Here is a 25,334-nt window from a genome sequence, read left to right on the forward strand (position 1 = left end):
TATGAAGAGTGAACAGAGTGGAGGATGAGTAAAAGGAATGTTGGAAACGATATATTGGATCATTATTAGTGTTTTATTCGTTATCGGTTTTGCCGGATTGATTTATCCGATTATACCGAGTGTCCTGTTCATAGCGGGCGGCTTTGTTGTGTATGGGCTCTTATTCAGTTTCAGCGATTTGGGCTGGTTGTTTTGGACTGTCCAGCTTCTGTTCGTCATTCTATTATTCGGCGCCGACTCAATCGCCAACTTATGGAGTGTGAAAAAATTCGGCGGCACGAAAGCCGGAATGTGGGGGAGTACAATTGGCCTTTTGGCAGGACCATTTATCATTCCTGCTTTCGGCATTATAATCGGCCCATTCCTGGGTGCTGTCTTAGCAGAGTTTATCGTGCATCGTACAGGCATGAAACAGTCCCTTAAAATCGGTTTTGGATCTGTCATCGGCTTTGTTACGAGCGTTGCTGCTAAATTTGTCATTCAAGCAGTCATGGTCGCTTATTTTCTTATAAAAGTAGTATAAAAATACGATTAACAGTGAATTGGCCAGCCTCTGTTCTTGGTAAAAATTACTTCCAAATTTAAGGGGATAAGCAGGCTGATTATTTGTATGGCTGTTCAATATTTGATAATCTAGAGGTATCGGGCATATATGGTGTAACGAACCGTATATGCTACTAAAATAGTCTACATATAGGAGGAGATTGTCCATGTCATTTGAATTGCCACAATTGCCATATGCATATGATGCATTAGAGCCTAACATTGACAAAGAAACAATGAATATTCACCATACGAAGCACCATAACACATATGTAACAAATCTTAATAACGCTCTAGAAGGAAACGAAGCTCTTCTATCAAAAAGCGTTGAAGAAGTGATCGCTAACTTAGATGCAGTTCCTGAAGAAAAACGCACAGCAGTCCGCAATAATGGCGGCGGCCATGCAAACCATTCATTCTTCTGGCAAATCCTGTCTCCAAATGGCGGCGGAGAGCCAAAAGGCGAACTTGCAGATGCAATCGCTAAAAAATTCGGCAGTTTTGAAGCATTCAAAGAAGAGTTCGCTAAAGCAGCTACAACTCGTTTCGGTTCTGGCTGGGCTTGGCTAGCTCTTAAAGACGGAGAATTGGAAGTATATAGCACTCCTAACCAAGATTCACCAATCATGGAAGGCAAGACTCCTTTAGTTGGTTTGGATGTTTGGGAACATGCTTACTACTTGAAATATCAAAACCGTCGTCCTGAATACATTACATCTTTCTGGAATGTAGTAAACTGGGATGAAGTAGAAAAACGTTATCAAGCAGCTAAATAAGCAGCACGATTTGGAAAGGGCAGATATCTTTTGATATCTGCCCTTTTTCTGTTTTTTTGATTAAGCTGGTTTTTCTCTCGGTAATAGTGCATAGCGACTGTTCCTTTAACGAAAGCTATACGTTATAAAGGAGAGTCGGCTTATGATTGTAAGGAAAATAGTGGGCGATGCCCCTTTGACAAGAGATCTAATCGTGCTCATCGTCATTGGCGGCTTATATAGTATTTCGGTAGCGTTATCGAATACGTTCGTGAATGTTTATTTATGGAAACAGTCAGAGAGTTTTTTTGAAATCGGGCTTTATAATTTTATGATTGTTCTTTTGCAGGCACTTACCTTTATCGTAGCGGGAAGATTAACCAAGGCAATGGACCGGGTGATTGTATTGCGGATGGGTGTTGTCTGCCTTGCCGTATTTTATATGGCCGTACTAGTAAGTGGGGATCAGGCAGGCGAGTATATTATGCTTTTGGGGGCTTTATTAGGTGTTGGCAGCGGATTTTACTGGCTTGCATACAACGTGCTGACATTTGAAATAACAGAGCCTGAAAACAGGGATTTCTTCAATGGTTTTTTAGGGGTTCTAAGCTCGTTGGGAGGTATGTCAGGACCGCTTCTGGCCGGTTTTATTATTACAAAGGCTACGGATAATAAAGGATATATGATCATCTTTGCCTGCTCCATGCTACTTTTCGCAGTATCTGTTGTCGTCAGCTTTTTTTTGAAAAAAAGGCGAGCGGAAGGAAAGTATTATTTTTTGAAGATCCTTAAAGAAAGAAAAACGAATAAAAATTGGAGGCGTATTACACTAGCCCATTTTTTTCAAGGCTTAAGGGAAGGCATTTTTTTATTTATCGTCTCTATTTATTTGTTTGTCATCACCGGGACAGAATTATCCTTAGGGACATTCGGATTGGTGAACTCTGGCTTAGGTCTTTTTACATATTACGCAGCTTCCCGTTTTATCAAAAAAACACATCGGCTCAAAGCTATTCTAATTGGTGGCATCGGCTTATTTTTATCGGTCTTTTTACTTGTATTTCATGTTTCATATGCAAGCCTGCTCATATATGGAGCAACAATTGCTATTTTTTATCCCATGCTTCTGGTTCCCTATCTATCCATGACCTTCGATGTAATCGGGCGCAGCTGGAAGGCTGCGGAAATGAGAATAGAATATATTGTCGTCCGTGAAGTATTTTTAAATGTCGGGAGAGTAATGTCGATTTCGTTATTTTTAGTATGTATTTATTATTTCCAAATAGAGAAAATCCTCCCATTACTCATTGTTGTTTTAGGTGCGGGGCACAGCATCATCTATTTTTGCGTAAAGGGGATTCGGTTGGAAAATATGGATAATATCCCTATTATTCCACCGCTTAATACGAAAGGGGAATAATGTGGCAGCTGGTTTGGAAAGCGGCGGGCATTTCCAATTCATAAAGATTTATTTTATTGTAGAAAAATATATGTGCATTATATACAATAGATGAGGACCTAGTTTTTACAACAGAAGGATGTGTGCCTCATTTGAAGAAAATAAAGTCAAAAAAGAAAAAGACGCACGTTCCTTTTCGCTTAAATTTGCTTTTCTTTGTTGTGTTTATCTTGTTTTCAGCGCTAATTCTTCGCTTAGGAGTCGTCCAGATTGTCTATGGCGACGATTATCGCCGTGAAATAGAACGGACAGAGGATATTACTGTCAACAATCCGGTACCCCGCGGCAAAATATATGATAGGAACCATAAAGTGATTATTGATAATACACCAGTTGATGCCATCACTTACACGAGGGTACAAGGGACCAAAACGGAAGAAATGCTTAAGACGGCAGAAAATTTGGCTAAGGTCGTAAAAATGGATACAAAGAAAATTACCGAAAGAGACAAAAAGGATTTTTGGATCTTGAAGAATCCAGATCTTGCCAAGAAGTTGATTACAGAAAAAGACCTTAAAAAAGTCGAAGAACATAAGCTTGAAGAGAGCGATTTGTATAAGCTGCAACTGGAACGAATTACAGAAGACGATCTGGCGAGTTTGACGGCGAAAGATCTGCAGGTACTTGCCATATATCGTGAATTTGCGAGTGCAAGAGCACTCACACCCCAAATTATTAAGAATAAGGATGTAACTCCACAAGAGGTTGCGATTGTCAGTGAAAATCTGGAATCATTAAACGGAGTGGATGTAACGACTGATTGGAATCGGAAAAACGTATTCGATAAAACACTGGATTCAGTGATCGGCAAGGTGTCTTCATCGTCAGAGGGCCTTCCGAGAGAAAAACTCGATTACTATAAAGCCCGTGATTACAATAATAATGACCGGGTCGGTAAAAGTTATTTGGAAATGCAGTATGAGGATTTATTGCACGGACAAAAAGCGAAAGTAAAAAATGTAACCGATAAGAGTGGAAACGTCATTCAGTCAGAGGTAATATCAGAAGGCGAAAGAGGGAAAGACCTCGTTTTGGGCATTGATATGGACCTGCAAGTGGCAACCGAAAAAATTATTGAAGAAGAGCTTCGCCAAAAAAAGGCAATGGGAGGCACTTATTTGCTTGACCGCGCCTTTGTTGTCATGATGAACCCGAAGACAGGGGAAATACTGACACTGGCAGGGAAACAGTATGATACGAATAAAAAAACAGGTAAAGTCGAATATAACGATTTTTCATTAGGGACATTCACTACATCATATGCAATGGGTTCCGTTGTTAAGGGAGCCACTGTCTTAACCGGATATGAAACAGGTGCCTTGCGCCCAGGACAGGTTATCTTTGATTCCCCTCTATATATTAAAGGAACGCCAAAAAAGGGTTCTTGGAAAAATATGGGCCCAATCAATGATTTGAGTGCTCTGAAGATGTCATCAAACGTATATATGTTTAAAACGGCGATTGCAATTGGCGGAGGGCAATATGTCCAAAACCGATCATTGCATATAAACCCTGAGGCATTCGATACAATGCGTTACTATTATAACCAATTTGGCCTGGGTGTTCCGACAGGCATCGATCTGCCGAATGAAATGAATGGCTATAAGGGTCAAGAGAAAATAGCCGGTAAACTGCTTGACTTGGCAATTGGCCAATATGATACGTATACACCGCTGCAATTGGTTCAATATGTCTCGACGATTGCTAACGGCGGTAACCGGATCCAGCCGCAAATCGTTAAAGAAATACACGAACCAACCAATGATCCAAAGAAACTCGGTCCTTTGTTGCAAGATGTTACTCCGAAAGTGCTCAACCGAGTTGACATGAAAAAAGAATGGATCGAGCGTGTGCAGACAGGCTTTAAGCAAGTCATGCAATCACCAGGTGGGACTGGCTACAGCAAGTTTTCAGGCGCATCATATAATATGGCAGGCAAGACGGGGACAGCCCAGTCATTCTATGATGGCCCTAAAAAGGACAAATATGGTCCGGTACCAACAATGAACTTATCCATGGTTGGTTACGCACCTGCGGATAACCCCGAGGTGGCCATCTCAGTCGTTGTTCCTTGGGCATACCAAGGAAACACAGGACATAGTATGAATATGGATATTGCCAAAAAAGTCATGGATAAGTATTTTGAATTGAAGAAAGAACGTAAAGAAGAAGGCAATACTTCTGCCAACAATGAATAATGAAGGTTGTAATCTGATATAAACACTAAGCACATTCCGAAATACGGGATGTGCTTTTTTGCTTATTTAATGGAGATGATCGATTTTTGATTCTTTAATGCCCCTTGGAGAGCCTGTATATTCCGTATTTACAAAACGATAACCTTCCTTTACATATCCTTTACACTCCATTAAAACCGGATTAACAGAGGTGCTGTATCTTTAAATTGTAAAGCAAAGCAATCATATTGAAACCATTAGGAGGAATTAGAGAATGAAGGGTTTTAAACATGTGGCACTATCAGCTGTAACGGTGGGATTACTGGCTTTTACCGCAGGCTGTGGATCCAACTCAGATGGTAAAGCAGCAGATAGCGGCGAGGGAAATAAATCTTTGTCAGGTGAAGTGGCTATTGACGGTTCTTCAACTGTTTACCCAATCATGGAAGCTGTCTCAGAAGAATATATGGCCAAGCAGCCAGATGTTAAAGTATCAGTCGGCTTTTCCGGTACTGGTGGAGGTTTCAAAAAATTAATTGCTGGCGAAACGGATATCAGCGATGCTTCCCGTCCGGTAAAAGATGAGGAAAAAGCTGAATTAGAAAAGAAAGGCATTGATTACACTGCCTTCGAAATCGCTTTTGACGGCCTATCGGTTGTAGTAAATAAAGATAATGATTTTGTAGACCACTTGACCGTGGATGAATTGAAGAAGCTATGGCTGAACACAGGAAAAACAAAATATTGGAGTGATATCCGACCAGAATGGCCAAAAAAAGAAGTGAAGTTTTATGCTCCCGGTACAGATTCTGGAACATTTGATTACTTTGATGAAGTCATTCTTGAGAAACAGCCAATTGAAGAAACAGCCACTCTTTCTGAAGATGATAATACAATTGTAAATGGAGTAAGCGGCGATAAGAGTGCGATAGGGTTCTTCGGATTTGCTTACTATTATGAAAATAAAGACAAGTTGAAAATCGTTCCAATAGATAATGGCAGTGGCGCAGTGGAACCGACTCATGAAACCATTAAAGATGGATCCTACGCTCCATTATCACGTCCGTTGTACTTATATGCGGCAAATGATTCTGTTAAGAAAAAAGAACAGGTTGCCGATTACTTAGAATTCGCTCTGAAAAACGCCGGAGAAATGTCTGAGGAAGTTGGATATGTACAAATGCCTGAAGAAAAATATAAAGAAGATCTAAAAAAATTGGAAGAGTTAAAAAAATAACAGCTTTTGAATAAAAGGCGGGCAGGGAAGAATACTCTTCTCTGCTAGCTGTTCCTTGGAAGAAAGGGGTCTTTTACCATGTCACAAGCGACTGCAGAAAAAGTGTCAGTGAGCCAACTGATACAGCAAAACAAACAAAAGAAAAAAATACTGCAAGCGGACAGGATTATTCCTGGCCTGCTTCTTTTGACAGCCATCATTTCTGTGCTGACAACTGTAGGTATTCTATTCACACTGCTCTTTGAGACCTTCGAATTTTTCACAAGAGTTCCTCTCATTGAATTCTTCACATCCAGAAAATGGTATCCTTTTTCGGCTGCAGATCCAAGCTACGGAATTATGCCATTGATTTCCGGTACGTTGAAGGTGACGGGCATAGCCACATTAGTGGCGGTTCCAATCGGATTAGCGACAGCTGTCTATTTAAGTGAATATGCGACAGACAAGGCACGCAAAGTCATTAAGCCGATTTTGGAGGTCTTGGCAGGAGTGCCTACAATTGTTTACGGTTTTTTTGCTTTAACATTTGTTACACCATTATTGAAAAGTATTTTTCCATCCCTGGAAGTATTCAATGCGCTGAGCCCGGGAATTGTCATAGGTGTCATGATTACACCAATGATTGCATCTTTGTCCGAAGATGCCATGTCATCCGTGCCGAAAAGTATGCGTGAAGGTGCCTATGCACTTGGTGCAACAAAACTGGAAACGACTTTCAAGGTAGTGCTGCCGGCAGCTGTTTCAGGCATTATGGCTTCCATTGTACTTGCTTTGTCCCGGGCGATCGGAGAAACAATGATCGTGTCCGTTGCCGGGGGAGCGACTCCTAGTATGGGATGGGATGTGACATCTTCCATCCAGACGATGACTTCATATATAGTCCAAGTCAGCACAGGCGATGCGGGGTATGGCACAACTATCTATTACAGTATTTATGCAGTGGGAATGACGCTCTTTATATTTACTTTAGCAATGAACCTTCTGGCTCAATTCATTTCTCGCAAGTTCAGGGAGGAATATTAAAATGAAATTTCTTGATGATCAAGCAGTGATGGGCAAAATGAAGAAGCGTATTATGAAAAACAAAGTATGCAAGGCGATTTTCTTCGCTGCTACTATGTTTGGGTTGCTTATATTGGCTATCTTGCTGTACCGTATTTTCTCTCAGGGATTCAAACATTTGGACATTCCTTTTTTCCAGAACTTTGCTTCGAGAAGACCAGAGGATGCAGGAATAAAAGCCGCCTTTATCGGAACGATTTGGTTAATGGTGGTTGTCGCTCCCATTTCTATTTTTCTTGGTGTAGGAACGGCTCTTTATTTAGAGGAATATGCAGGGAAGAATAAATTCACTTCCTTCATAAAAATAAATATATCCAATCTCGCTGGAGTACCGAGTATTGTATTTGGATTACTAGGGCTAACCATCTTTGTGCGTGCGCTTGCTTTGGGCAACTCTATTATCGCAGCAGGACTAACCATGAGCTTACTCGTACTTCCGGTTATTATTGTAGCCTCGCAGGAAGCAATCAGAGCGGTTCCAAAAGAATTGAGAGAAGCTTCTTACGGCATGGGTGCAACCAAATGGCAGACAATCGTCCGAGTCGTGCTGCCGGCTGCAATGCCTGGCATAGCAACCGGGGCAATTCTTGCACTTTCCCGGGCAATCGGGGAAACAGCCCCGTTAATTGTTGTTGGGATTCCTATGTTCATTGCGTTTCTGCCAAAAGGCATATTCGACACATTTACCGTTTTGCCGATGCAAATCTACAATTGGACATCAAGGCCGCAGGAAGAATTTCAATATGTAGCTGCTTCAGGAATTATCGTATTGCTGGTTTTACTGATCGCCATGAATTCAATCGCCGTATTTATCCGGAATAAATTCCAGAAACGATATTAAATAGAACGGGTACAGTCGTTCAAAAGGAGGAAGAAACATGAGCGCAGTGATGGAAAAGATGCATGAAACGATGAAGGCGGAAAAGAGGGCCCATCCGCTGGCTTCAACAAGTAATAAGATTTATGAAACGAGGAAATTGAATCTTTGGTATGGGGAAAACCACGCATTGAAGGATATTGATTTGGATATCTATGAAAATGAAGTGACGGCTATTATCGGACCTTCAGGCTGTGGAAAGTCGACATATATTAAAACATTGAACCGCATGATCGAGATGATTCCCATCGTAAAGACCTCAGGTGAAATCAAATATCGGGAACGCAATATCCTGGACAAAACGTATACGGTCGAAGAATTGCGGACTAAGGTAGGGATGGTTTTTCAAAAGCCGAATCCATTCCCGAAATCAATCTATGAAAATGTTGTATACGGCCCTAAGATTCATGGAATTAAAGATAAGAAAATCCTTAAAGAAATAGCAGAGAAGAGTCTGCGCCAAGCAGCCTTATGGGAAGAGGTCAAGGATCGCCTCCATGAAAATGCATATGGCTTGTCAGGTGGGCAACAGCAGCGTCTATGCATTGCAAGGTGCCTGGCAGTCGAACCAGATGTCATTTTGATGGATGAGCCTACTTCTGCACTTGATCCGATTTCCACGCTAAAAGTGGAGGAATTAGTACAGGAATTAAAGAAACAATATAGCATTATTATCGTGACACATAATATGCAACAAGCTGCACGGATTTCTGATAAGACAGCATTTTTTCTGAATGGGGAAATTATCGAATGCAACGATACAAATGTGATTTTCTCTAATCCGAGTGATCGCAGAACGGAAGACTATATTACGGGACGATTCGGTTAAAAGGAGAAGAGAGAATGGGTGTAAGAGAAAAATTCGACTATGACTTAACGATTCTGAGCCAAAAGCTGGTGCAACTGGGCGATTTGGCTGAGGAATCGTTGGATCAAGCCTTTAAGGCTTTTGAATCACAGGATTGCGAACTTGCTTTGCGTGTACTGGAAGGCGATGAACAGGTAAATATGCTTGAAGAGGAAATCAATGATTTTGCACTTTTGTTAATCGCCAAACAACAGCCGGTTGCAATCGATTTGCGTAGGATCATAGTAGGCATCAAGATAGCTGCAGATATAGAACGGATGGCAGATTATGCTGTCAATATAGCCAAAGCGACGATTCGTATAGGGAAACAGCCCCATCTTCACCCCATAACAGAACTGAAACATATGCATGCAATCATGCTGGAAATGCTTAAGCTGGCGATTAAGGCATATGAGGATGAAGACACACAAGCGGCGAAACAAATAGCGGCAATGGATGATCAAGTCGATCATCTATACGGGATATGCATGAAAAATATCATTAGTGCTGAAGAAGTGACTTTTCAGCAAAAAAGCCAGCTTTCCTTTGTTGCCCGCCACATCGAACGCTCGGCAGACCATGCGACCAATATAGCGGAGAATATATACTATTTAGTGCGCGGCCGCCATTTAGATTTAAATAAATAACCTATGAGGCTGGGACAAAACTAGTCAGATAATGAAAAAGTGAAATTGAGTGCTCTCAATTTCACTTTTTTTCTATTCAAGAGGAGGGTTTTGTCCCAGCCTCATTTCACGTTGTCTGGCATAAAGAAGAGTAAGATTCTAAATTCCTCGGCTTGCCCCCTGAAAATGGATGTATGTTACAAAATGTCGGTAAGCCTCAGGTCTTATGGAAAATTAAACCTTGAGCTGCTGTCCGACTTTGTACAGGAAAGGTACGATGAATATAGTACATAAGCAATAGTAAAAATATGGTATTTATTCTTGTGTTTCTCAGAAAGATAGTGTTTACTAATACAGGTAGGTGGAAAAATACTGACTTTTAGAAATAGTAAGTACACTTTGTGTTTGTTGAACGTGAAAATGAGGAAAAAGAAATGAAGACTATGATTGGGAGGGTGTCAGCGTAATGGAAGTAACCGTAAGGCTGCAGAACGTTACAAAAAAAATAAAGAACAAAACCATTATCGACCATTTGAGCTTTGATGTGTTTGGAGGGGAAATCTTCGGATTTTTAGGGCCTAATGGAGCCGGGAAAACAACGACAATCCGAATGATTGTCGGATTGATGAAGCTGAGCGATGGAGATGTATTCATCTGTGGCGATAGTGTAAAGAATTCGTTTGAAAAGGCGATTGGACATGTGGGCGCTATTGTCGAAAATCCGGAAATGTATAAATATCTGACTGGATATGATAACCTCAAGCATTATGCTCGGATGTCGAAGGGAGTAAACAAAGCACGCATAGATGAAGTGGTTGAACTGGTCGGCTTACAGGCACGCATCCACGATAAAGTTAAAACGTATTCTTTAGGAATGAGGCAGCGTTTGGGATTGGCGCAAGCTTTATTACATAAACCGAAAGTGCTCATACTCGATGAGCCGACAAACGGGCTTGATCCCCAGGGCATCCGTGAAATCAGGGATTATTTGAAGGAACTGTCGCGCAATGAAGGGATGACTGTCATCGTTTCAAGCCATTTGTTGTCCGAAATGGAAATGATGTGCGACCGTTACTGTATCATTCAGAATGGCAAGCTGATCGATATTCAGAATACGCAGGATGAGAATTCAGAAACAGTCTCCAAGACAGTGCAACTATCAGTAGAGCCAGTTAAAAAAGCATGCAAGCTGATTCAAGAGGCTTATCCTGAGTGCCGGGCAGAAATAAGCGGTCAAGCATTGCAACTGCAAATCCACCACGATTTGATACCGGAGGTAATTAAAACCCTCGTTCTGGCGGACTGCGCAGTCTATGGAGTTGAAACCGTAACCGTTTCTCTAGAGGAGAAATTCCTTCAGATTACAGGAGCGGGAGGGCAAATACAATGAAGCTGATTCAAAACGAAATGATGAAGATTTTTAAGAAAGTAAGCACTTATATCATGATTGGGATTGCTGTCATCATCATTATCGCAGCTGGTTCATTAATGAAGTATGCGATGAATGGCTCGGATGAGGGAACAAATGCCCAATGGAAAGAACAACTGCAAACACAAAATGCAACATATGCACAGAATATGAAAGAGGACCCTTCCGGAGAGGAATACTATAAACAGCAAATTGCGCTGAATGAGTACCACATTCAGCACAATATAGAGCCGAATGAGGATAATGCTTGGTCATTCATCAATACGATGGTGCCCGTGATCGATTTTGTCGCCATATTAACCATCATAGTGGCAGCTGGAATTGTCGCAAGTGAGTTTTCGACCGGAACAATTAAGCTGTTGTTGATTCGGCCTGCAAGCAGGGTGAAAATACTGCTGAGCAAATATGCGGCTGTCATTTTGTTTTCAATCTTCATGTTGTTATTGACATTTGTTGTTTCGTTGCTGGTTGGGTTAATCTTCTTTGGAACAGGTGATGTAGGACCGTATTTATCTTATCGGGACGGGGCAGTAGTGGAGTCTTCGCAATTCCTTCATGCACTGTTTGCCTATTTGCTTTCTTCAATTGGATTATTTATGCTCACTACGATGGCGTTCATGATTTCGGCTGCATTCCGAAGTAGCTCGTTGGCTATCGGAATTTCTATTTTCTTGCTGCTGATGGGATCCACAATCACTGGTTTCCTGGCAATGAAATTCGAATGGGCAAAGTATATCCTGTTCGCCAATTTAAATCTGAACTCTTATTTGGATGGCACCCCTTTTATAGAAGGAATGACCATGTCGTTCTCAATTATCATGTTAGTCGTCTACTTCGTGATATTCCATCTAATTGCTTTCTTGGTGTTTACGAAGCGTGACGTAGCAGCTTAAGACATCGAAGGAATGGAGCAGGAACTGGCAAAAATAGATACTTACTATTCTCTGAAAAAGGATGGGCAAACAAATTGCCCATCCTTTTTATTTTGTAATCGTATTGGCAATCTGTATTTGCGTCATTTCCTTCGTTAAGATAAAGCTGCCGATTTGAATACGTGAAGAAAGGCCGTTGCTTTCGAGATAATGGATGAAAGCTGCTGAATCTTGTAGGATGCCTGCCTGCTTTAGTGTTGTTCCTATGCTTTCAGAGGTCATTCCTTTAGTAATCTGCAAGGTAAACGGAGCTGATCCCTTTGACTCAGCCGCTGAATTCGGATTTTCATTCTTTTTCAGGGGAAGTTTTTCCGGATCTTTCGAAACCTTGGGCACTGTTTCTTTTACTAATTCAAACCCATATTCATGGCTTGCTTTCTTTAGCTCTGCCAAAGTGAATTTTTTTTCCTGTGAATTAGGTTGATGAAATAAGAGTGTTAGAATGCCAGCAAGAAGAAAGCCGATCGCAATGCCTCTTATGGTGGATCTTGCCATCATCTTTCCTCCATTTCTGCCATTAGAAGAATGTTTTCAATTTCTTTGTGGGAAAGAGTGGACCGGCTTGAAATTTCCTCTATGCTATGGCCCTGCGCATACAGGGCAAGTACCTGGCTCTTTAATATTTCATTGATTTTCGGTGACGTATCTACCATCTTGTTTCCGTAACCGAGTGCTTCAGGTGCCATCAATTCCTCTTCAAGGATGCGCATTTTTTTCTTGAGCTGATAAATGTCCTGTACATGCTGTAAGGATAATTCTTCTACATTCTTTTCCAGTTGCTTAAACCGGTCAGGAACGAAAAAGGAAAGAAGGAACAATATTATTGCAATACTAATTAAAATAATGGTGATCATTTTGTTATCCCGCCTTTTGCTGCTTTACTTTAAAAAAATATCTACAATTCATATTTTAGGGCAGTTAGTCGGAAAAAACATCCATTATTCGCATAAATTGCGCAAAAACGAAAAAGAAATTTGCGAGGCTTTGTCGAAATAAAGCTTTTTTCACCTTTTATAAGCCATTTGAAAAATATATCGATAAGGAATGGCTACTGCAGTCTGCATTTGCAGATGAGAAACAATTCTCGACAATTTGCGTTTATTGTATGAAATTCCATTAAATGCTAACATAATAGTAAGAAAATTTTAATAATTAACCGGTATACACTATTAAGGAGTATGAATAAACTAAATCATTTGTAGCGAATCGCCTGTCCATATATAAATACATCATAAAAGGAGAGAACTGATATGAATAGTTTTGCTGTGCCTAACCAATATAATCAAGACCATAATGCAGAAGGTTCCCCATCGCTTATCACAAGGCTTCTATCCAATCCTATGAGAATCGCTCTATGGGATGAACAATCTCTGACGTGGGAGTATCCTTACGGTGAAGAAATGAAATTCGACCATTCTGGATTATTTTCCGTAAAAGCGATGAATAGTACGAAGGAGCATGAAATTATTAGGTTTCAATTAAGTAATGAAAGCGCTTTAAAAAAGAAAGTGAAAATAATGGTGCAATACCATAATATATTTGAAAAAGGATCTACTGCGTTTTACAGTCCGCAAGAAAAAGCGATCATCTGTTTTTATGAGAAGCATGTGACAATGCTCGGCGGCCAATTGCAAGGTAAGGGAATGTCGCAGTATTGTATCCACGATGTGAATGCCTATAGTGAAAATAATTGGACGGAATGTTTGCAGACTGGTTGCTTGCCGTTATCATGGCTGGCTAAAGGGGAAATATGCTCCACATTTATCTTGGAGGCAGAATTGGCAAAAGGAGAAAAACAAGAAGGAATCATTTGGTCGTTCCATTCTGAATCAGAAGGAATCGTACGTAAATTGAAAAATGAGATGATTTGAGCCATCTGCCGGTAAAGGTTTCTATTATGGGTTAATCAAAGCAGACATAATTTTACTAGATAGGTGCTTAGAAAGCATTGCAATTGCCAATCATGTTCTAGCTGCCTGAAACCTTGTATCTCGCTGTCTTGCCAGTAAAATAGGTGCATAGCGAAACCCGCACAACACATCTTATTCATCGGAATGTAAAATCATACTAGCATTTCTAAAAAAAAAATGATATTATAGAAAAGTCCTATGTGAAGATGACTTGATGTTTGGAGGGAATTATATAATGCGTGTAAATATTACGTTGGCTTGCACTGAATGTGGAGACCGTAACTATATTTCTAAGAAAAATAAACGTAACAATCCAGATCGCCTTGAGCTTAAAAAATATTGCTCAAGAGAAAAGCGTGCTACATTGCACCGTGAAACAAAGTAAACAACAGGATTTGCTCCTGTTGTTTTTTTTTGCCTAAAAATATGTTAATTTCAAGCCAATTGGCTTACTGTCCCTGTATGACTTCATGGTATATTTAGTACAGAATAGGATGGTTATGAAGGGGGCTATGTCAATGACAAAGCAAAGCATTCGACTTGAAGTAAAGAAATATTTAGAAACTTTAGGCTCTGATGACCTTTTGGCACAAAGCAAACTCATTGTGAAGCAACTCATGATGATGGAAGTGTGGAAGCAATCATCAACCATTGCACTTACGATCTCTACAAAAACAGAAATAGATACGACTGAGTTGATTAAAGCGGCATGGGAACAGGGAAAAAGAGTGGCAGTCCCAAAATGCAACCCATTATCGCATAGTATGGCCTTCCGTTATTTGACAGATTTCAACCAATTGGAATCTGTTTATAGCGGATTGTTGGAGCCGATAGTAGAGAAGACAATCGAAGCTGACCGAAATGAATTGGATTTCATGCTTGTTCCAGGGTTGGCTTTTTCGGAAGCCGGTTACCGAATCGGATATGGTGGAGGCTACTATGATCGATATTTAGCCGGATTCCAGGGTGTAACGGTATCATTGCTAACTGAAGGGCAATTGTATCATGAATTGCCAATAGATGAATATGACATGCCCGTTCAATGGCTCGTCTTGCCTAAAGGAGTGATTAACACTAATGCTGTCCTATAGTGCAGGCATTTTTTTCATCTTATGTGCGGCTCTGGGAGGATACCATGTCCGCTCATTGACAAAGTCAGGCAGTTTGGCATCTTTTATCGTAGGCCTATTGATTTTCATTGGGTTCCAATGGAAGGGATTGATCATTCTTGGTTTATTCTTTGTTTCTTCCAGCAGTTGGTCAAAGTATAAAAAACAAAGAAAAAAAAGCCTCGAAGATATGCTGGAAAAGGGAGACAGGAGGGATTGGGTGCAGGTTGCTGCCAATGGAGGTATAGCGGGCCTTGCTTCTATTTGGTCCGCGGTCCAGCCTGATATGGCTGCAACTGTTTGTTTCCTTACAGCTTTTGCGGCAGCGAACGCAGATACATGGGCATCAGAGATTGGCGTATTAAGCAAAACAAAGCCGTTTCATTTGATTCGCGGAAAATTTGTCGAAAAAGGGACATCGGGCGCAGTTTCCATATTGGGGACGGCTGCTTCTTTTGGCGGGGCTTTATTGATCGGATGTGCGGGTTGGATGCTCTTTTCTGGGATCAATGCGGCCTCTGCAGCAATCATCATATCAATGGGATTTTGCGGAAGTGTTGTTGATACGATTCTTGGAGGAACGATCCAAGCCAAATATTCATGTACCGCTTGCGGAATAGTGACGGAAAAAAGGAGCCACTGCGGCAAAAGCACCAAATTGTATTCTGGCATGGCTTGGTGCAATAACGATGCAGTAAATGTTTTATCTATATTTGTGGCTGTTTTAGCTGTGTTCCTGATATACGGATAATGATTGGCAAATCCGTACATACTATAGTTTAGTGGGGGAGTTTGTTATATTTTTCATGGATTTCAAGATATTTTAAGTAGTTTGTGAAATCTGTCACAATTTCTCTATATATAAAACGCTTTCTAAAAAACATAGAAGACCGTTTATATATTACACTATTGCAGTAGGTCAAAATGTCGCTATTTGAAAGGATTGTTTGTAATATGAAAAAGAAAGTTAATCGTGTCGTATTAGTTGGAACTGGATTCGTAGGAAGCTCTTATGCTTTTGCTTTGCTTAACCAAGGAATTACAGAGGAACTAGTACTTGTAGATATAAATAAAGATAAAGCTGCAGGCGATGCTATGGACTTGAATCATGGTTTACCATTCGCCCCTTCAAAAACAAAAGTATGGAACGGTACATATGCAGATTGCAACCATGCTGACATCGTTGTACTTACTGCCGGAGCTAACCAGAGACCGGGAGAAACTCGTTTGGACCTTGTTGCCAAAAACACAGCTATTTTCAAAGGGATCGTCAACGAAATCATGGAGAGCGGATTTGACGGAATCTTCGTTGTTGCTGCCAATCCGGTTGACATTCTTTCTTATGCAACTTGGAAATTCTCAGGTCTGCCTAAAGAGCGCGTAATCGGTTCCGGAACAATCTTGGATACAGCAAGATTCCGCTATGAGCTTGGAGAATATTTCAATATTGATACTCGTAATGTCCATGCATACATTATCGGCGAGCATGGCGATACAGAACTTCCTGTATACAGCCATGTTAACTTAGGGGCAAAACCTCTTGCAAAAGCACTTGAAATCAAGGAAGATTACAAGCCTGGGGACCTTGATGAAATGTTCGTAAATGTCCGTGATGCAGCTTACAAAATTATTGATGCTAAAGGTGCGACATTCTATGGAATCGCTATGGGACTTGTACGTATCACAAAAGCTATCCTTCAGGATGAAAACAGCATCCTGACTGTTTCAACATTGCTTGAAGGCGAATATGGCCATAATGATGTTTACATCGGCGTGCCATGTGTTGTTAACCGCGAAGGAATCAGAGAAATTGTCGAGTTGGAATTGAGCGAAGAAGAAAAAGCAAAATTCGCACATTCAGTAAATGTCCTTAAAACGACAATGGCTCCAGTTCTAGAAGCATAAAATTTATTACACTCACGCATTTTTATATAGGGCTTACAAACAAGCTCGCGGATAAAATCCCTCCAATGTTGCAAAATAGCATTAGGAGGGATTTTATTATGATGCGATTAATAAAAATAGCCACACTGGTTTTATTGCTGTTGAGTGCCTATAAATATCGATATAAATGGATGAATCAACTTCTGGGAAACCCAGTCATCAGGCGTTTTGTCGTTGCAAAAACAATGAAAATGCCTTTTATGGGCGATTATATGATGCAGACATTATTCCGTCCTTGAACGATCAATTCCGGCTTATCCAGCCGGCTTTTTTTATGGAAGCTATTGAGGGGTGTTTTTTGCCCATTTTAGGATAACTGCTTCTTTTTTTAAATTTGTTCTGTCAATATAAGCATAGTTTGATAAAGTATAGATAGGCGCTTATTTAAGGAGGCTCGTAGTAAGCCGATCGAATGGGTGCCGATAGGAATTATGAAATGGATTAGATTGTTAAGCGAAAGTAGGGGAAACAGTGGGTTTTAAAGAAGATTATTTGTTCTGGAAATCAATAAATATGCTGATTAGGCAGTACAATTATAGTCTCATTACAATGTCGGATAACCAGAATGAAATCTGGCTTGAACATAATGAAAAAAAGGATGCTTATCCTGTCATCCGATTTATGCGATATGATTTTGACTGGGCAAATGGCTTGAAAAAGGATTTAAACAGAACAGCCATGAATGGAGAAAATATACGGAAGCAATTATTCAAAAGGCCTATCTCTGTCCTTAATGTATATATAACAGAGTTCATGCCGGTCGATGAATTCGAAGCATATATTGCCAAGCCCATCACAGCGAATAAGACGACAATCACCACAAAAATCGTTGATTCGGAGCATGCAGAAGAACAGCTGAAGTCTATTGGAGGCCTAATGGGCATACCGTTCTGGCAGGAGGAAAAAATTCCTGAAGCAGAGGCAATCCAGGAACAAGATATTAACAGGCTGAAAGAGGATGCGATTGCATCAGGCATAGAACAGAGGCAGAATGAACAGAAAACATTCCAGTATGGCAAGCCCATCTTCACAAAAGTATTTCTTGCTATTCAAATCCTTGTATTTATCGCGATGGAAATCTTCGGCAGCAGTAATTCGACGATTACATTGATTGAGTTTGGTGCTAAATATACGCCTTTAATCTTGAGCGGGGAATGGTGGCGCTTTATAACGCCTGTTTTTGTCCATATCGGTTTCTTGCATCTCTTAATGAACTCTTTGGCCCTCTATTACATTGGCACAGAGGTGGAACGGATATACGGCAGCATACGTTTTATTTTTATTTATCTGTTTGCCGGTTTTGCCGGTGTGCTTGCCAGTTTTGTTATGTCGCCGACTTTATCGGCAGGGGCAAGCGGAGCTATTTTTGGCTGCTTCGGTGCGCTATTGTTTTTTGGAATTATGAAGCCCAAACTTTTTTTGCGGACGATGGGCATGAATATTATTGTGTTGATATTAATCAATCTGTCTTTGGGCTTTACAGTCTCTGGTATCGATAATTCCGGCCATGTAGGAGGCTTAATCGGAGGTTTTCTGGCAGCTGCGGTTGTAGGGCTTCCTAAAAAAAGCAAACTTATGTACGCTATACCCGCATTGGTTGTTACGGTTGCCGGAAGCCTTTTATTGTTGAACCATGGATATGAAACACAAAGATCGTCAGCTCAGGATGTTCCATTGCCTGCTCTAGCACAGGAATATATCAGCAACAAGCAAAACAAAAAAGCGGAAGCCATTCTTACTAAAGCTGTTAAGTACGATATGGATTCTGCAGATGCAGAATTCCTGCTCGGGAATTTACGCATCAATGAAAAGAAGTATGGAGAGGCACAGCTGCATTACGAAAAGGCGGTAAAGATGAATCCTGACTTCCACCAGGCACATTATAATTTGGCATTGACATATCTTCATCAGCAAAACATACAGGGAGCCAAAAAAGAAAGTGATCTAGCTTTGGAACTTGAACCGAAAGAGGAGTCCTATAAAAAGCTCAATAACCAGATTAATGATTATTTGAATCAGAACAATTGATACAGTGTTCCAGAAAAGGAAACGCCCTTCTTAGGGTATGTTTCCTTTTTTTTATGACCAAGATTAACGATAGAAAGGAGTTGTTGGATGGGTGCAAAATAGAATGCAGTCCGTTTCCACGGATATAGAGAAAAATACCGCTTATTTGAACAAAGCACTCGGTGTCGACAAGAGCTTTGATGTAATCCGCCTCGATGTGGTGTATGCGGGCCGGAAGATGGCATTATATTTGATAGATGGTTTTGTGAAAGATGATATTCTTCACTATTTGATGAAGATTTTGCTGGATTTGCAAGAAGAGGACCTTTTGCCCGATCCTCTGGAAAAACTGCTGAAAACGTACATACCTTATGTGGAAGTGGAAGCGACCAATGATTTAGAAAAAATAGCGGATACCGTTCTTGCAGGGCCAACGGCTCTTATTGTCGACGGTTTAGACCAGGCCATATTAATCGATGCCAGAACATATCCGGTGCGTGGCCCCCAAGAGCCAGATATGGAAAGGGTCGTCCGCGGAGCCCGTGATGGATTCGTTGAAACGCTCGTTTTTAATACAGCCTTGACACGGAGGAGGGTCCGGGACCGGACGCTAAGAATGGAATATCTATCAATCGGCAGAAGATCCAAGACAGATGTTGTTGTGTGTTATATAGAAGATGTAGCCAATACCGATTTTGTCAGAAGCATTAAGACTTCACTTGGAAAAATCGATACAGACGGCTTGCCGATGGCTGAGAAAAGCATTGATGAATTTATTTCCGGACAATATTGGAACCCGTATCCGATTATGAGATATACAGAAAGGCCAGATACGGCAGCAGCACATCTATATGACGGTCATGTCATCATATTTGTGGACGGTTCCCCAAGTGCACTAATAACCCCATCCACTTTCTGGCATCATTTGCAGCATGCCGAAGAATACCGGAATAAGCCATTGATTGGCGCTTATCTACGGATTGTCCGTTTTCTTGCTGTGTGGGCATCTTTGTTTATCCTTCCTCTTTGGTATTTTTTGGCGGAGCATCCAAACTTCCTGCCTGAAGGGCTTTCCTACGTCGGGCCTAATGAGATGGGGCATATTCCGTTGCTTGTCCAGTTTTTGCTGATTGAAGTAGGCTTGGATATGCTTAGGATGGCAGCCATTCATACACCTTCATCACTGGCTACGGCCCTTGGCCTGGTTGCTGCTCTCATGATCGGTGGAGTGGCCGTGGAGGTCGGTCTGCTATCGAATGAAGTAATCCTTTATCTTTCTTTGGCAGCCATCGGGACTTTTGCAACGCCAAGCTATGAATTGGGGCTGGCTAATCGGATTATCCGCCTGGGTTTATTATTGGCGACCGCTATTTTCGGTTTGCCTGGTTTAGTAATAGGAACCACACTGTTCCTTCTTCTATTGATCAATATGAGATCGTTGGGTGTCCCTTACTTTTGGCCGATGATTCCCTTCTCTTACCGTGCATTGCGCGATGTAATCATCAGATCGCCTATTCCGCTGAAGAACCGGAGGCCGAAAGCGCTGCATCCTAAAGATCCCGACCGTTAGATATGGCAAAAGCAGCCGCTTCAAATGGGCTGCTTTTATTTATGTGCATAGCTATTTTTTATTGTAAAAAGATACTTCCTTGATTTGTTTGTATCTTGTGGGATTGTTCCTAATTCGATATACTTTACCTGTAAACAAACTGAATGAGGGAAATTATGAATACGATATATGACATTCAACAGTTATTGAAAAAATTCGGTACGATTATTTATGTTGGCGACCGTTTGGCAGACCTTGAATTAATGCAAGATGAAGTCCGGGAGTTATATAAATCGCAATTATTGCCTATCCAAGATTTTCAAATGGCGATGATTTTATTGCGTAGAGAAATAGAGATTGAAAAAGATAAGAGATTGTAGGGTGAATTCAAAATGGATAAATGGTTAATGGGCATTGATGTTGGCGGTACGACAATTAAGCTGGCTTTTATCGATACAAACGGAGATATTTTGCATAAATGGGAAGTCCCTACTGATATTTCTGAACAAGGCAAGCATATCACACGCGATATTAATAAGGCGCTGGATGCTAAGTTGGCCGAACTTGGTGAGAATAAGGGCAAAATCGCCGGTATTGGTTTGGGAGCGCCTGGTCCTGTGGATGCAGAAAACGGTGTCATTTATGAAGCGGTAAATTTAGGGTGGAGAAATTATCCTTTAAGGGAGAAGTTAGCAAATGACACTGGGCTGCCTGTTTGGATTGATAATGATGCCAATGTAGCTGCTGTCGGTGAAATGTGGAAGGGTGCCGGCCTGGGAGCCAAGGATATGGTATGTGTAACACTGGGAACCGGAGTTGGCGGCGGCATTATTACAAACGGCATGATGGTACAGGGAGTCAGTGGCGCAGCAGGTGAAATTGGGCATATAACGGCTGTACCTGAGAACGGATACGCTTGTAACTGCGGTAAAACAGGATGCCTGGAAACAGTTGCCTCCGCAACAGGGATTGTCAGAACAGCCATGGAGCAAATCAAGGATCATCCTGATTCTCAACTTGCTAAGATGTTGGACGAAAACGGCGCCATTTCAGCTAAGGATGTATTGGATTGTGCGGCCCAAAAGGATCCGTATGCATTAAAGGTGCTGGATCGGGTTGCCTATTATCTTGGATATACACTTGCCAATGTGGCAAACGCCCTAAATCCTGAAAAAATCGTTATTGGCGGCGGGGTCTCAAAGGCGGGAGATTTACTTTTGAATGCAGTAGACGCATACTTTAAGAAATATGCCTTCCTGCGTGTCAGGGAATCAACCTCATTGTCAATAGCCACATTAGGAAATGATGCCGGTGTAATCGGTGCGGCCTGGATGGTAAAAACACAAACCTCTCAATAAAGTCACATAAAGGAACTGCTTTCCATATAATAAAAGCAGTTTCTTTTTTTATTGGAATAACATAGGATCCTATGGATCGTATGATTGGGCTAAGGTGTATGGCCGCAAAGGCGAATTGATACTAATTGAGTTTTGGTAGGTTACTATTAAAGAGGTGGAGGGCTTGGTTACTTGCATTCATCCAGTCAATATAGCCCTTCCCCCTTCTGTATGGCAAAGGAAGAGATTCATCATGTTCCTACGCATTTTTCATATATATTTATATATATATGAAAAGAGGAGAGGATCCAACTGTCTGTTTATACATATGAGACACTCCAACAGGATATAGGAAGACTGTTGAGAGGATTTCCGGAAGTTAGATGCCGTGTAATCGGAAAGAGTGTGTTGGGAAGGAACTTATATGAACTACGCTTTGGAAGCGGAACCAGATCAGTCCATTTTAATGCCGCTTTCCACGCGAATGAATGGATTACATCACTGGTATTAATGGAATGGCTTGAAACGATACTCTCCCGTATTGGAACAGATTTTCCGAAAGCCCAATTGTTTCAACTTTCTGTAGTCCCAATGGTCAATCCGGATGGTGTCGAAATGGTGGCCTTGGGGAGAAAAGAACGCGGCAATCCATATCCTGTTGAAGAAATGAATGATGGGAAACCGGATTATTACAGTTGGAAAGCAAATGCCCGTGGAGTGGATCTAAATAAACAATTTCCAGCGCATTGGGATGAGTACAAATGCAAATCGAATATAAAAACCCCTTATTACCGTGATTTTCCAGGGGAGGCTCCACTTACTGAGCCTGAAGCGATAGCCATGAAGAAATTAGTCGAAAGCAGTGACTTCCATCATATTATTGCTCTCCATACGCAAGGGAAGGAATTCTATTGGGGATATAAGGGCTTTGAACCTGAAGAAGCGGAACAATATGCTGCTGAATTGAAGGAGACAAGTGTTTACAGGGCGATCAGGAACGTGAACAGCTCTGCGGGTTTCAGGGACTGGTTTATCTATTGCTACGGCAAGGCCGGTTTTACATTGGAGCTTGGAAAAGGAATCAATCCATTGCCGTTATCGCAATTAGGAAGCATTATTAGCGATACCTTCCCTATATTGGATAGAGCTCTCTTTCTAGGTAAATAGGTCCATATTCATTTATTTGCCTTGAATGACTTTAATAATTCGGTATTATTTACTATGATAGTCGTATGTGCAAGGAAGAAAAAGTGTAGTGAGGTATGATCTCAATCAAGCTTTACTATTTATTGGGGTGAGAATGTTTGAAGGAAAGGCAGGAAACAGAAACCTGGAATAAGGTGTTTTTGTTTTTATTTTTTTGTTTACTTGTTACGACCCTTGCCGGCTGTGAAGAAAAAAACAACCAAGAATCGCATGAAGAACCTAAGCAGCATGATGTAACAGTTAAACCCTTACCCCTGTCTGATGAGAACCATACTTTCGAAAATGCGTACGGCTGGCTATCCAATGATACCATTTTGTTCAGTGCGACAAAGGATGACAAACAGAAAACGGTGCTTATGTCATACCGTTTTGAAACAAAGGAGAAAAAGGAACTGTATTCCACCAAAGAAACAATCGGCGGTGTTTCGATTTCCCCGGGCAAAAAATATATCCTTGTCTATATGTCCAATGGAGGCAGCAATCAAGTAGGCATCCATATTCTGACCAAGAGCGGCCATGAAGTATATTCATTTGCTATTCCAGCCAATGAAATCTCTTTTTCGTGGAATCCATTTTCAGAGGATATGCTGTTGATTGATAGTTTTAATGAAGATTGGTCCTTTCAGTCCTATATCTCCTATATTGGGTTAAACAGGATGGAAAAGGTTGACCTGCCGAAACCTTTTGCGCAATGGCAAAGCCCGCATTCGTTATTGTACTTGGATTGGAATGATGAGACACCTCAGCTGACGACACCGCTTAAGAGTTTTGATTTATTGACAGCTTCTTCAAAGAGCCTGTATAAGGAAAGCATTGTATTTAAGGCAAATAAGGATGTACTCTTAACCATTAATCAGCATAAGAAGGATTCTATGGCAATCGAATATACAATACATGATTGGGAAGGCAAGACCATATCAAAGATGAAGGCTCCAGCTATCGGATCTTATTCTGATTGGATTATCCAACCTTTTGACTTGGTGGATAAAAGCAAATTGCTAATCACCTTCGTCCCTTATGAATCAGCATTAATGGACCAATATAAGAAACGGTATCAGTTAGTCGCATTTAATTGGGAGACGGGCAAAAAGACCGTTCTAAAAGAAAAGTTGGATTCGGCGGCCCTATCATGTTCTCCACAGGGAAATAAGTGTTTATACGGAAATAAACTCGAAAATAGTTTTGAATATTGAAAAATCTCCATGTGCCCAGGCACTGGAGATTTTTTCTTTTTAAAGTGCGAGCGGCACTCCGCCAGTTATGGCTGTCATAAGGGCAAAAGCACCAAAGATAACGAATGAACCGCCAGCAAACAAAATGCCTAGTACGTTCTTGTCTTTAAACATGCGCAAAGTGGAAACGGCTGCAAGGATTGCCACAAGAGCAAAAACCACGACTAAACCCATATAATGGATCCCCCTTTTTTTAATGGTTCACGGTTGTTATGTTACATTTTCCTTTGATGTTATCCATAGGTTCTACTATAATTTAGTAAAATAGCATTCGTACATATTTTAATTCTTTTTTCCATATTTGTCGAGATTTAATAAATTTACAATTTTATGGCATTAAAGAAGAAAAATGGATTATGAATGGATAGAAAGGAATGTAAACAATATGAATTATTATCAATTGCCACTGGGGCCTTTAGGAACCAATTGCTATATTTTAAGCAATGATAAAAAAGAATGCCTTATATTCGATCCAGGTGAAGAGGGCCAAAAGGTAATCCAATATATAAACACAAAACAATTGAAACCTTTGGCTGTTTTATTGACTCATGCCCACTTCGACCATATTGGGGCTGTTGATGATGTAAGGAATGCGTATGGCATCGAAGCATATGTACATAAAAAAGAAGCCAAATGGCTGGAAGATCCAATGCTGAATGGCTCGAAGCATTTTTTGATGGGACAAAGCATCATACAAAAACCCGCTGAACACATTCTTTCTGAAGAAGGCAAATTGGCATTTGGCGACTTTCTATTGGAAGTCATGGAAACACCCGGGCATTCACCAGGCAGTGTCTCTTATTATGTGAAAGAGGAAGGTTACTTATTTTCGGGGGATGTCCTTTTCCAGGGGAGCATCGGCAGAACAGATCTTCCAGGGGGAAGTATGGATATCCTGATGAAGTCGATCCACGATAAAGTTTTGGCATTGCCCGAAGATACGATTGTGTTATCTGGCCATGGCCCTGTGACGTTAATCCAGGATGAAATGGACAGCAACCCATTCTTGAATGGTTTTTAATCCAGGCAACTAGAAAAGCCTCCTCGTTAGAGAAGGCTTTTCTGGGGGATATTCTACTTAATAATGGGAGGGGAT

The 25,334-nt window shown here is 41.0% G+C and carries 27 protein-coding genes; 24 read left to right on the forward strand and 3 right to left on the reverse strand.

Features of this window, described 5'->3' with window-relative positions; all coding sequences use genetic code 11:
• Nucleotides 1–40: 40 nt before the first annotated feature.
• The 11 genes from ABC357_RS04215 to ABC357_RS04265 all read left to right on the forward strand — a co-directional run bounded on the left by ABC357_RS04215 (nucleotide 41) and on the right by ABC357_RS04265 (nucleotide 11,905).
• Nucleotides 41–523, forward strand: coding sequence for a DUF456 domain-containing protein (locus ABC357_RS04215; RefSeq protein WP_412888567.1), 483 nt, complete (start codon nucleotides 41–43; stop codon nucleotides 521–523).
• Nucleotides 524–710: 187 nt separating this feature from the next.
• Entirely contained in the window at nucleotides 711–1,319 is a 609-nt protein-coding gene (locus tag ABC357_RS04220) for a superoxide dismutase (RefSeq protein ID WP_412886302.1), read from the forward strand.
• Nucleotides 1,320–1,461: 142 nt separating this feature from the next.
• Nucleotides 1,462–2,718, forward strand: coding sequence for an MFS transporter (locus ABC357_RS04225; RefSeq protein ID WP_412886303.1), 1,257 nt, complete (start codon nucleotides 1,462–1,464; stop codon nucleotides 2,716–2,718).
• 131 nt (nucleotides 2,719–2,849) lie between these two features.
• Nucleotides 2,850–4,955 (forward strand): peptidoglycan D,D-transpeptidase FtsI family protein, encoded by a 2,106-nt coding sequence (locus tag ABC357_RS04230; protein WP_412886304.1) that lies wholly within the window; start codon nucleotides 2,850–2,852, stop codon nucleotides 4,953–4,955.
• A gap of 253 nt (nucleotides 4,956–5,208) precedes the next feature.
• Nucleotides 5,209–6,171 (forward strand): PstS family phosphate ABC transporter substrate-binding protein, encoded by a 963-nt coding sequence (locus tag ABC357_RS04235; protein ID WP_412886305.1) that lies wholly within the window; start codon nucleotides 5,209–5,211, stop codon nucleotides 6,169–6,171.
• A 78-nt stretch (nucleotides 6,172–6,249) separates the two neighbouring features.
• Nucleotides 6,250–7,194, forward strand: coding sequence for a phosphate ABC transporter permease subunit PstC (gene pstC, locus ABC357_RS04240; protein WP_412886306.1), 945 nt, complete (start codon nucleotides 6,250–6,252; stop codon nucleotides 7,192–7,194).
• 1 nt (nucleotide 7,195) lies between these two features.
• A complete protein-coding gene (pstA, locus tag ABC357_RS04245) occupies nucleotides 7,196–8,074 on the forward strand; it encodes a phosphate ABC transporter permease PstA (protein WP_412886307.1) in 879 nt (292 codons plus the stop codon).
• 70 nt (nucleotides 8,075–8,144) lie between these two features.
• Nucleotides 8,145–8,939, forward strand: a complete 795-nt coding sequence (gene pstB, locus ABC357_RS04250) for a phosphate ABC transporter ATP-binding protein PstB (protein WP_412888568.1) — start codon at nucleotides 8,145–8,147, stop codon at nucleotides 8,937–8,939.
• 14 nt (nucleotides 8,940–8,953) lie between these two features.
• Nucleotides 8,954–9,604, forward strand: coding sequence for a phosphate signaling complex protein PhoU (gene phoU, locus ABC357_RS04255; protein WP_412886308.1), 651 nt, complete (start codon nucleotides 8,954–8,956; stop codon nucleotides 9,602–9,604).
• 445 nt (nucleotides 9,605–10,049) lie between these two features.
• On the forward strand, nucleotides 10,050–10,973 hold the full coding sequence (locus tag ABC357_RS04260; RefSeq protein WP_412886309.1) for an ABC transporter ATP-binding protein: 924 nt from the start codon (nucleotides 10,050–10,052) through the stop codon (nucleotides 10,971–10,973).
• The gene (locus ABC357_RS04265) at nucleotides 10,970–11,905 is read left to right on the forward strand and encodes an ABC transporter permease (protein ID WP_412886310.1); all 936 of its coding nucleotides are present in this window, start codon (nucleotides 10,970–10,972) and stop codon (nucleotides 11,903–11,905) included. The genes ABC357_RS04260 and ABC357_RS04265 overlap by 4 nt, the downstream gene beginning before the upstream one ends.
• Nucleotides 11,906–11,992: 87 nt before the next feature.
• Here the strand turns inward: ABC357_RS04265 and ABC357_RS04270 are convergent, their stop codons facing one another.
• Nucleotides 11,993–12,442 (reverse strand): hypothetical protein, encoded by a 450-nt coding sequence (locus ABC357_RS04270; protein WP_412886311.1) that lies wholly within the window; start codon nucleotides 12,440–12,442, stop codon nucleotides 11,993–11,995.
• Nucleotides 12,439–12,798 carry a hypothetical protein gene (locus tag ABC357_RS04275; RefSeq protein ID WP_412886312.1) on the reverse strand — a complete coding sequence of 120 codons (360 nt, stop codon included), beginning with the start codon at nucleotides 12,796–12,798 and terminating at the stop codon, nucleotides 12,439–12,441. Before ABC357_RS04275 ends, ABC357_RS04270 begins: the two co-directional genes overlap by 4 nt.
• Nucleotides 12,799–13,194: 396 nt before the next feature.
• Between ABC357_RS04275 and ABC357_RS04280 the strand changes: the two genes are divergently transcribed.
• The 12 genes from ABC357_RS04280 to ABC357_RS04335 all read left to right on the forward strand — a co-directional run bounded on the left by ABC357_RS04280 (nucleotide 13,195) and on the right by ABC357_RS04335 (nucleotide 24,199).
• Nucleotides 13,195–13,815, forward strand: a complete 621-nt coding sequence (locus ABC357_RS04280; RefSeq protein ID WP_412886313.1) for a hypothetical protein — start codon at nucleotides 13,195–13,197, stop codon at nucleotides 13,813–13,815.
• Between the two features lie 274 nt (nucleotides 13,816–14,089).
• Entirely contained in the window at nucleotides 14,090–14,239 is a 150-nt protein-coding gene (rpmG, locus tag ABC357_RS04285; RefSeq protein ID WP_019242566.1) for a 50S ribosomal protein L33, read from the forward strand.
• Nucleotides 14,240–14,372: 133 nt separating this feature from the next.
• Complete coding sequence (locus tag ABC357_RS04290; protein ID WP_412886314.1) at nucleotides 14,373–14,945, forward strand: 5-formyltetrahydrofolate cyclo-ligase; 573 nt, start codon at nucleotides 14,373–14,375, stop codon at nucleotides 14,943–14,945.
• The gene (locus tag ABC357_RS04295; RefSeq protein WP_412886315.1) at nucleotides 14,932–15,714 is read left to right on the forward strand and encodes a DUF92 domain-containing protein; all 783 of its coding nucleotides are present in this window, start codon (nucleotides 14,932–14,934) and stop codon (nucleotides 15,712–15,714) included. Before ABC357_RS04290 ends, ABC357_RS04295 begins: the two co-directional genes overlap by 14 nt.
• A gap of 203 nt (nucleotides 15,715–15,917) precedes the next feature.
• Nucleotides 15,918–16,868: an L-lactate dehydrogenase gene (locus ABC357_RS04300; protein WP_412886316.1), complete on the forward strand. Its 951-nt coding sequence runs from the start codon at nucleotides 15,918–15,920 to the stop codon at nucleotides 16,866–16,868.
• Nucleotides 16,869–16,966: 98 nt separating this feature from the next.
• Entirely contained in the window at nucleotides 16,967–17,146 is a 180-nt protein-coding gene (locus tag ABC357_RS04305; RefSeq protein ID WP_412886317.1) for a hypothetical protein, read from the forward strand.
• Nucleotides 17,147–17,378: 232 nt separating this feature from the next.
• Nucleotides 17,379–18,935, forward strand: coding sequence for a rhomboid family intramembrane serine protease (locus tag ABC357_RS04310; protein WP_412886318.1), 1,557 nt, complete (start codon nucleotides 17,379–17,381; stop codon nucleotides 18,933–18,935).
• 103 nt (nucleotides 18,936–19,038) lie between these two features.
• Nucleotides 19,039–20,484, forward strand: a complete 1,446-nt coding sequence (locus tag ABC357_RS04315) for a spore germination protein (RefSeq protein ID WP_412888569.1) — start codon at nucleotides 19,039–19,041, stop codon at nucleotides 20,482–20,484.
• Between the two features lie 155 nt (nucleotides 20,485–20,639).
• Nucleotides 20,640–20,843, forward strand: coding sequence for a YqgQ family protein (locus ABC357_RS04320; protein WP_412886319.1), 204 nt, complete (start codon nucleotides 20,640–20,642; stop codon nucleotides 20,841–20,843).
• Between the two features lie 12 nt (nucleotides 20,844–20,855).
• Nucleotides 20,856–21,821 carry an ROK family glucokinase gene (locus ABC357_RS04325; RefSeq protein WP_412886320.1) on the forward strand — a complete coding sequence of 322 codons (966 nt, stop codon included), beginning with the start codon at nucleotides 20,856–20,858 and terminating at the stop codon, nucleotides 21,819–21,821.
• A 339-nt stretch (nucleotides 21,822–22,160) separates the two neighbouring features.
• Nucleotides 22,161–22,967 (forward strand): M14 family metallopeptidase, encoded by an 807-nt coding sequence (locus ABC357_RS04330; protein WP_412886321.1) that lies wholly within the window; start codon nucleotides 22,161–22,163, stop codon nucleotides 22,965–22,967.
• A 137-nt stretch (nucleotides 22,968–23,104) separates the two neighbouring features.
• The gene (locus ABC357_RS04335; RefSeq protein ID WP_412886322.1) at nucleotides 23,105–24,199 is read left to right on the forward strand and encodes a YqgU-like beta propeller domain-containing protein; all 1,095 of its coding nucleotides are present in this window, start codon (nucleotides 23,105–23,107) and stop codon (nucleotides 24,197–24,199) included.
• Nucleotides 24,200–24,238: 39 nt separating this feature from the next.
• Here the strand turns inward: ABC357_RS04335 and ABC357_RS04340 are convergent, their stop codons facing one another.
• Nucleotides 24,239–24,412 (reverse strand): DUF2759 family protein, encoded by a 174-nt coding sequence (locus tag ABC357_RS04340; RefSeq protein WP_412886323.1) that lies wholly within the window; start codon nucleotides 24,410–24,412, stop codon nucleotides 24,239–24,241.
• Between the two features lie 211 nt (nucleotides 24,413–24,623).
• Here ABC357_RS04340 and ABC357_RS04345 point away from each other — a divergent pair, with 211 nt between their 5' ends.
• Nucleotides 24,624–25,259, forward strand: a complete 636-nt coding sequence (locus ABC357_RS04345) for an MBL fold metallo-hydrolase (protein WP_412886324.1) — start codon at nucleotides 24,624–24,626, stop codon at nucleotides 25,257–25,259.
• The last annotated feature ends 75 nt before the right edge of the window (nucleotides 25,260–25,334 follow it).

The sequence above is a fragment of the Bacillus kalamii genome, from assembly GCF_047238185.1.
Classification (GTDB): Bacteria; Bacillota; Bacilli; order Bacillales; family DSM-1321; genus Bacillus_AD.

Excerpts from the sequence above, each read along its gene's own strand:
- ABC357_RS04295 (WP_412886315.1), top strand. The coding sequence starts at position 14,932 with ATGCTGTCCTATAGTGCAGGCATTTTTTTCATCTTATGTGCGGCTCTG.
- ABC357_RS04340 (WP_412886323.1), bottom strand. The coding sequence starts at position 24,412 with ATGGGTTTAGTCGTGGTTTTTGCTCTTGTGGCAATCCTTGCAGCCGTT.
- ABC357_RS04280 (WP_412886313.1), top strand. The coding sequence starts at position 13,195 with ATGAATAGTTTTGCTGTGCCTAACCAATATAATCAAGACCATAATGCA.
- rpmG (WP_019242566.1), top strand. The coding sequence starts at position 14,090 with ATGCGTGTAAATATTACGTTGGCTTGCACTGAATGTGGAGACCGTAAC.
- ABC357_RS04225 (WP_412886303.1), top strand. The coding sequence starts at position 1,462 with ATGATTGTAAGGAAAATAGTGGGCGATGCCCCTTTGACAAGAGATCTA.
- ABC357_RS04265 (WP_412886310.1), top strand. The coding sequence starts at position 10,970 with ATGAAGCTGATTCAAAACGAAATGATGAAGATTTTTAAGAAAGTAAGC.
- pstC (WP_412886306.1), top strand. The coding sequence starts at position 6,250 with ATGTCACAAGCGACTGCAGAAAAAGTGTCAGTGAGCCAACTGATACAG.
- ABC357_RS04260 (WP_412886309.1), top strand. The coding sequence starts at position 10,050 with ATGGAAGTAACCGTAAGGCTGCAGAACGTTACAAAAAAAATAAAGAAC.
- ABC357_RS04270 (WP_412886311.1), bottom strand. The coding sequence starts at position 12,442 with ATGATGGCAAGATCCACCATAAGAGGCATTGCGATCGGCTTTCTTCTT.
- ABC357_RS04320 (WP_412886319.1), top strand. The coding sequence starts at position 20,640 with ATGAATACGATATATGACATTCAACAGTTATTGAAAAAATTCGGTACG.
- ABC357_RS04220 (WP_412886302.1), top strand. The coding sequence starts at position 711 with ATGTCATTTGAATTGCCACAATTGCCATATGCATATGATGCATTAGAG.
- ABC357_RS04305 (WP_412886317.1), top strand. The coding sequence starts at position 16,967 with ATGATGCGATTAATAAAAATAGCCACACTGGTTTTATTGCTGTTGAGT.
- ABC357_RS04275 (WP_412886312.1), bottom strand. The coding sequence starts at position 12,798 with ATGATCACCATTATTTTAATTAGTATTGCAATAATATTGTTCCTTCTT.
- ABC357_RS04345 (WP_412886324.1), top strand. The coding sequence starts at position 24,624 with ATGAATTATTATCAATTGCCACTGGGGCCTTTAGGAACCAATTGCTAT.
- ABC357_RS04290 (WP_412886314.1), top strand. The coding sequence starts at position 14,373 with ATGACAAAGCAAAGCATTCGACTTGAAGTAAAGAAATATTTAGAAACT.
- ABC357_RS04325 (WP_412886320.1), top strand. The coding sequence starts at position 20,856 with ATGGATAAATGGTTAATGGGCATTGATGTTGGCGGTACGACAATTAAG.
- ABC357_RS04315 (WP_412888569.1), top strand. The coding sequence starts at position 19,039 with ATGCAGTCCGTTTCCACGGATATAGAGAAAAATACCGCTTATTTGAAC.
- ABC357_RS04235 (WP_412886305.1), top strand. The coding sequence starts at position 5,209 with ATGAAGGGTTTTAAACATGTGGCACTATCAGCTGTAACGGTGGGATTA.
- ABC357_RS04300 (WP_412886316.1), top strand. The coding sequence starts at position 15,918 with ATGAAAAAGAAAGTTAATCGTGTCGTATTAGTTGGAACTGGATTCGTA.
- pstB (WP_412888568.1), top strand. The coding sequence starts at position 8,145 with ATGAAGGCGGAAAAGAGGGCCCATCCGCTGGCTTCAACAAGTAATAAG.
- pstA (WP_412886307.1), top strand. The coding sequence starts at position 7,196 with ATGAAATTTCTTGATGATCAAGCAGTGATGGGCAAAATGAAGAAGCGT.
- phoU (WP_412886308.1), top strand. The coding sequence starts at position 8,954 with ATGGGTGTAAGAGAAAAATTCGACTATGACTTAACGATTCTGAGCCAA.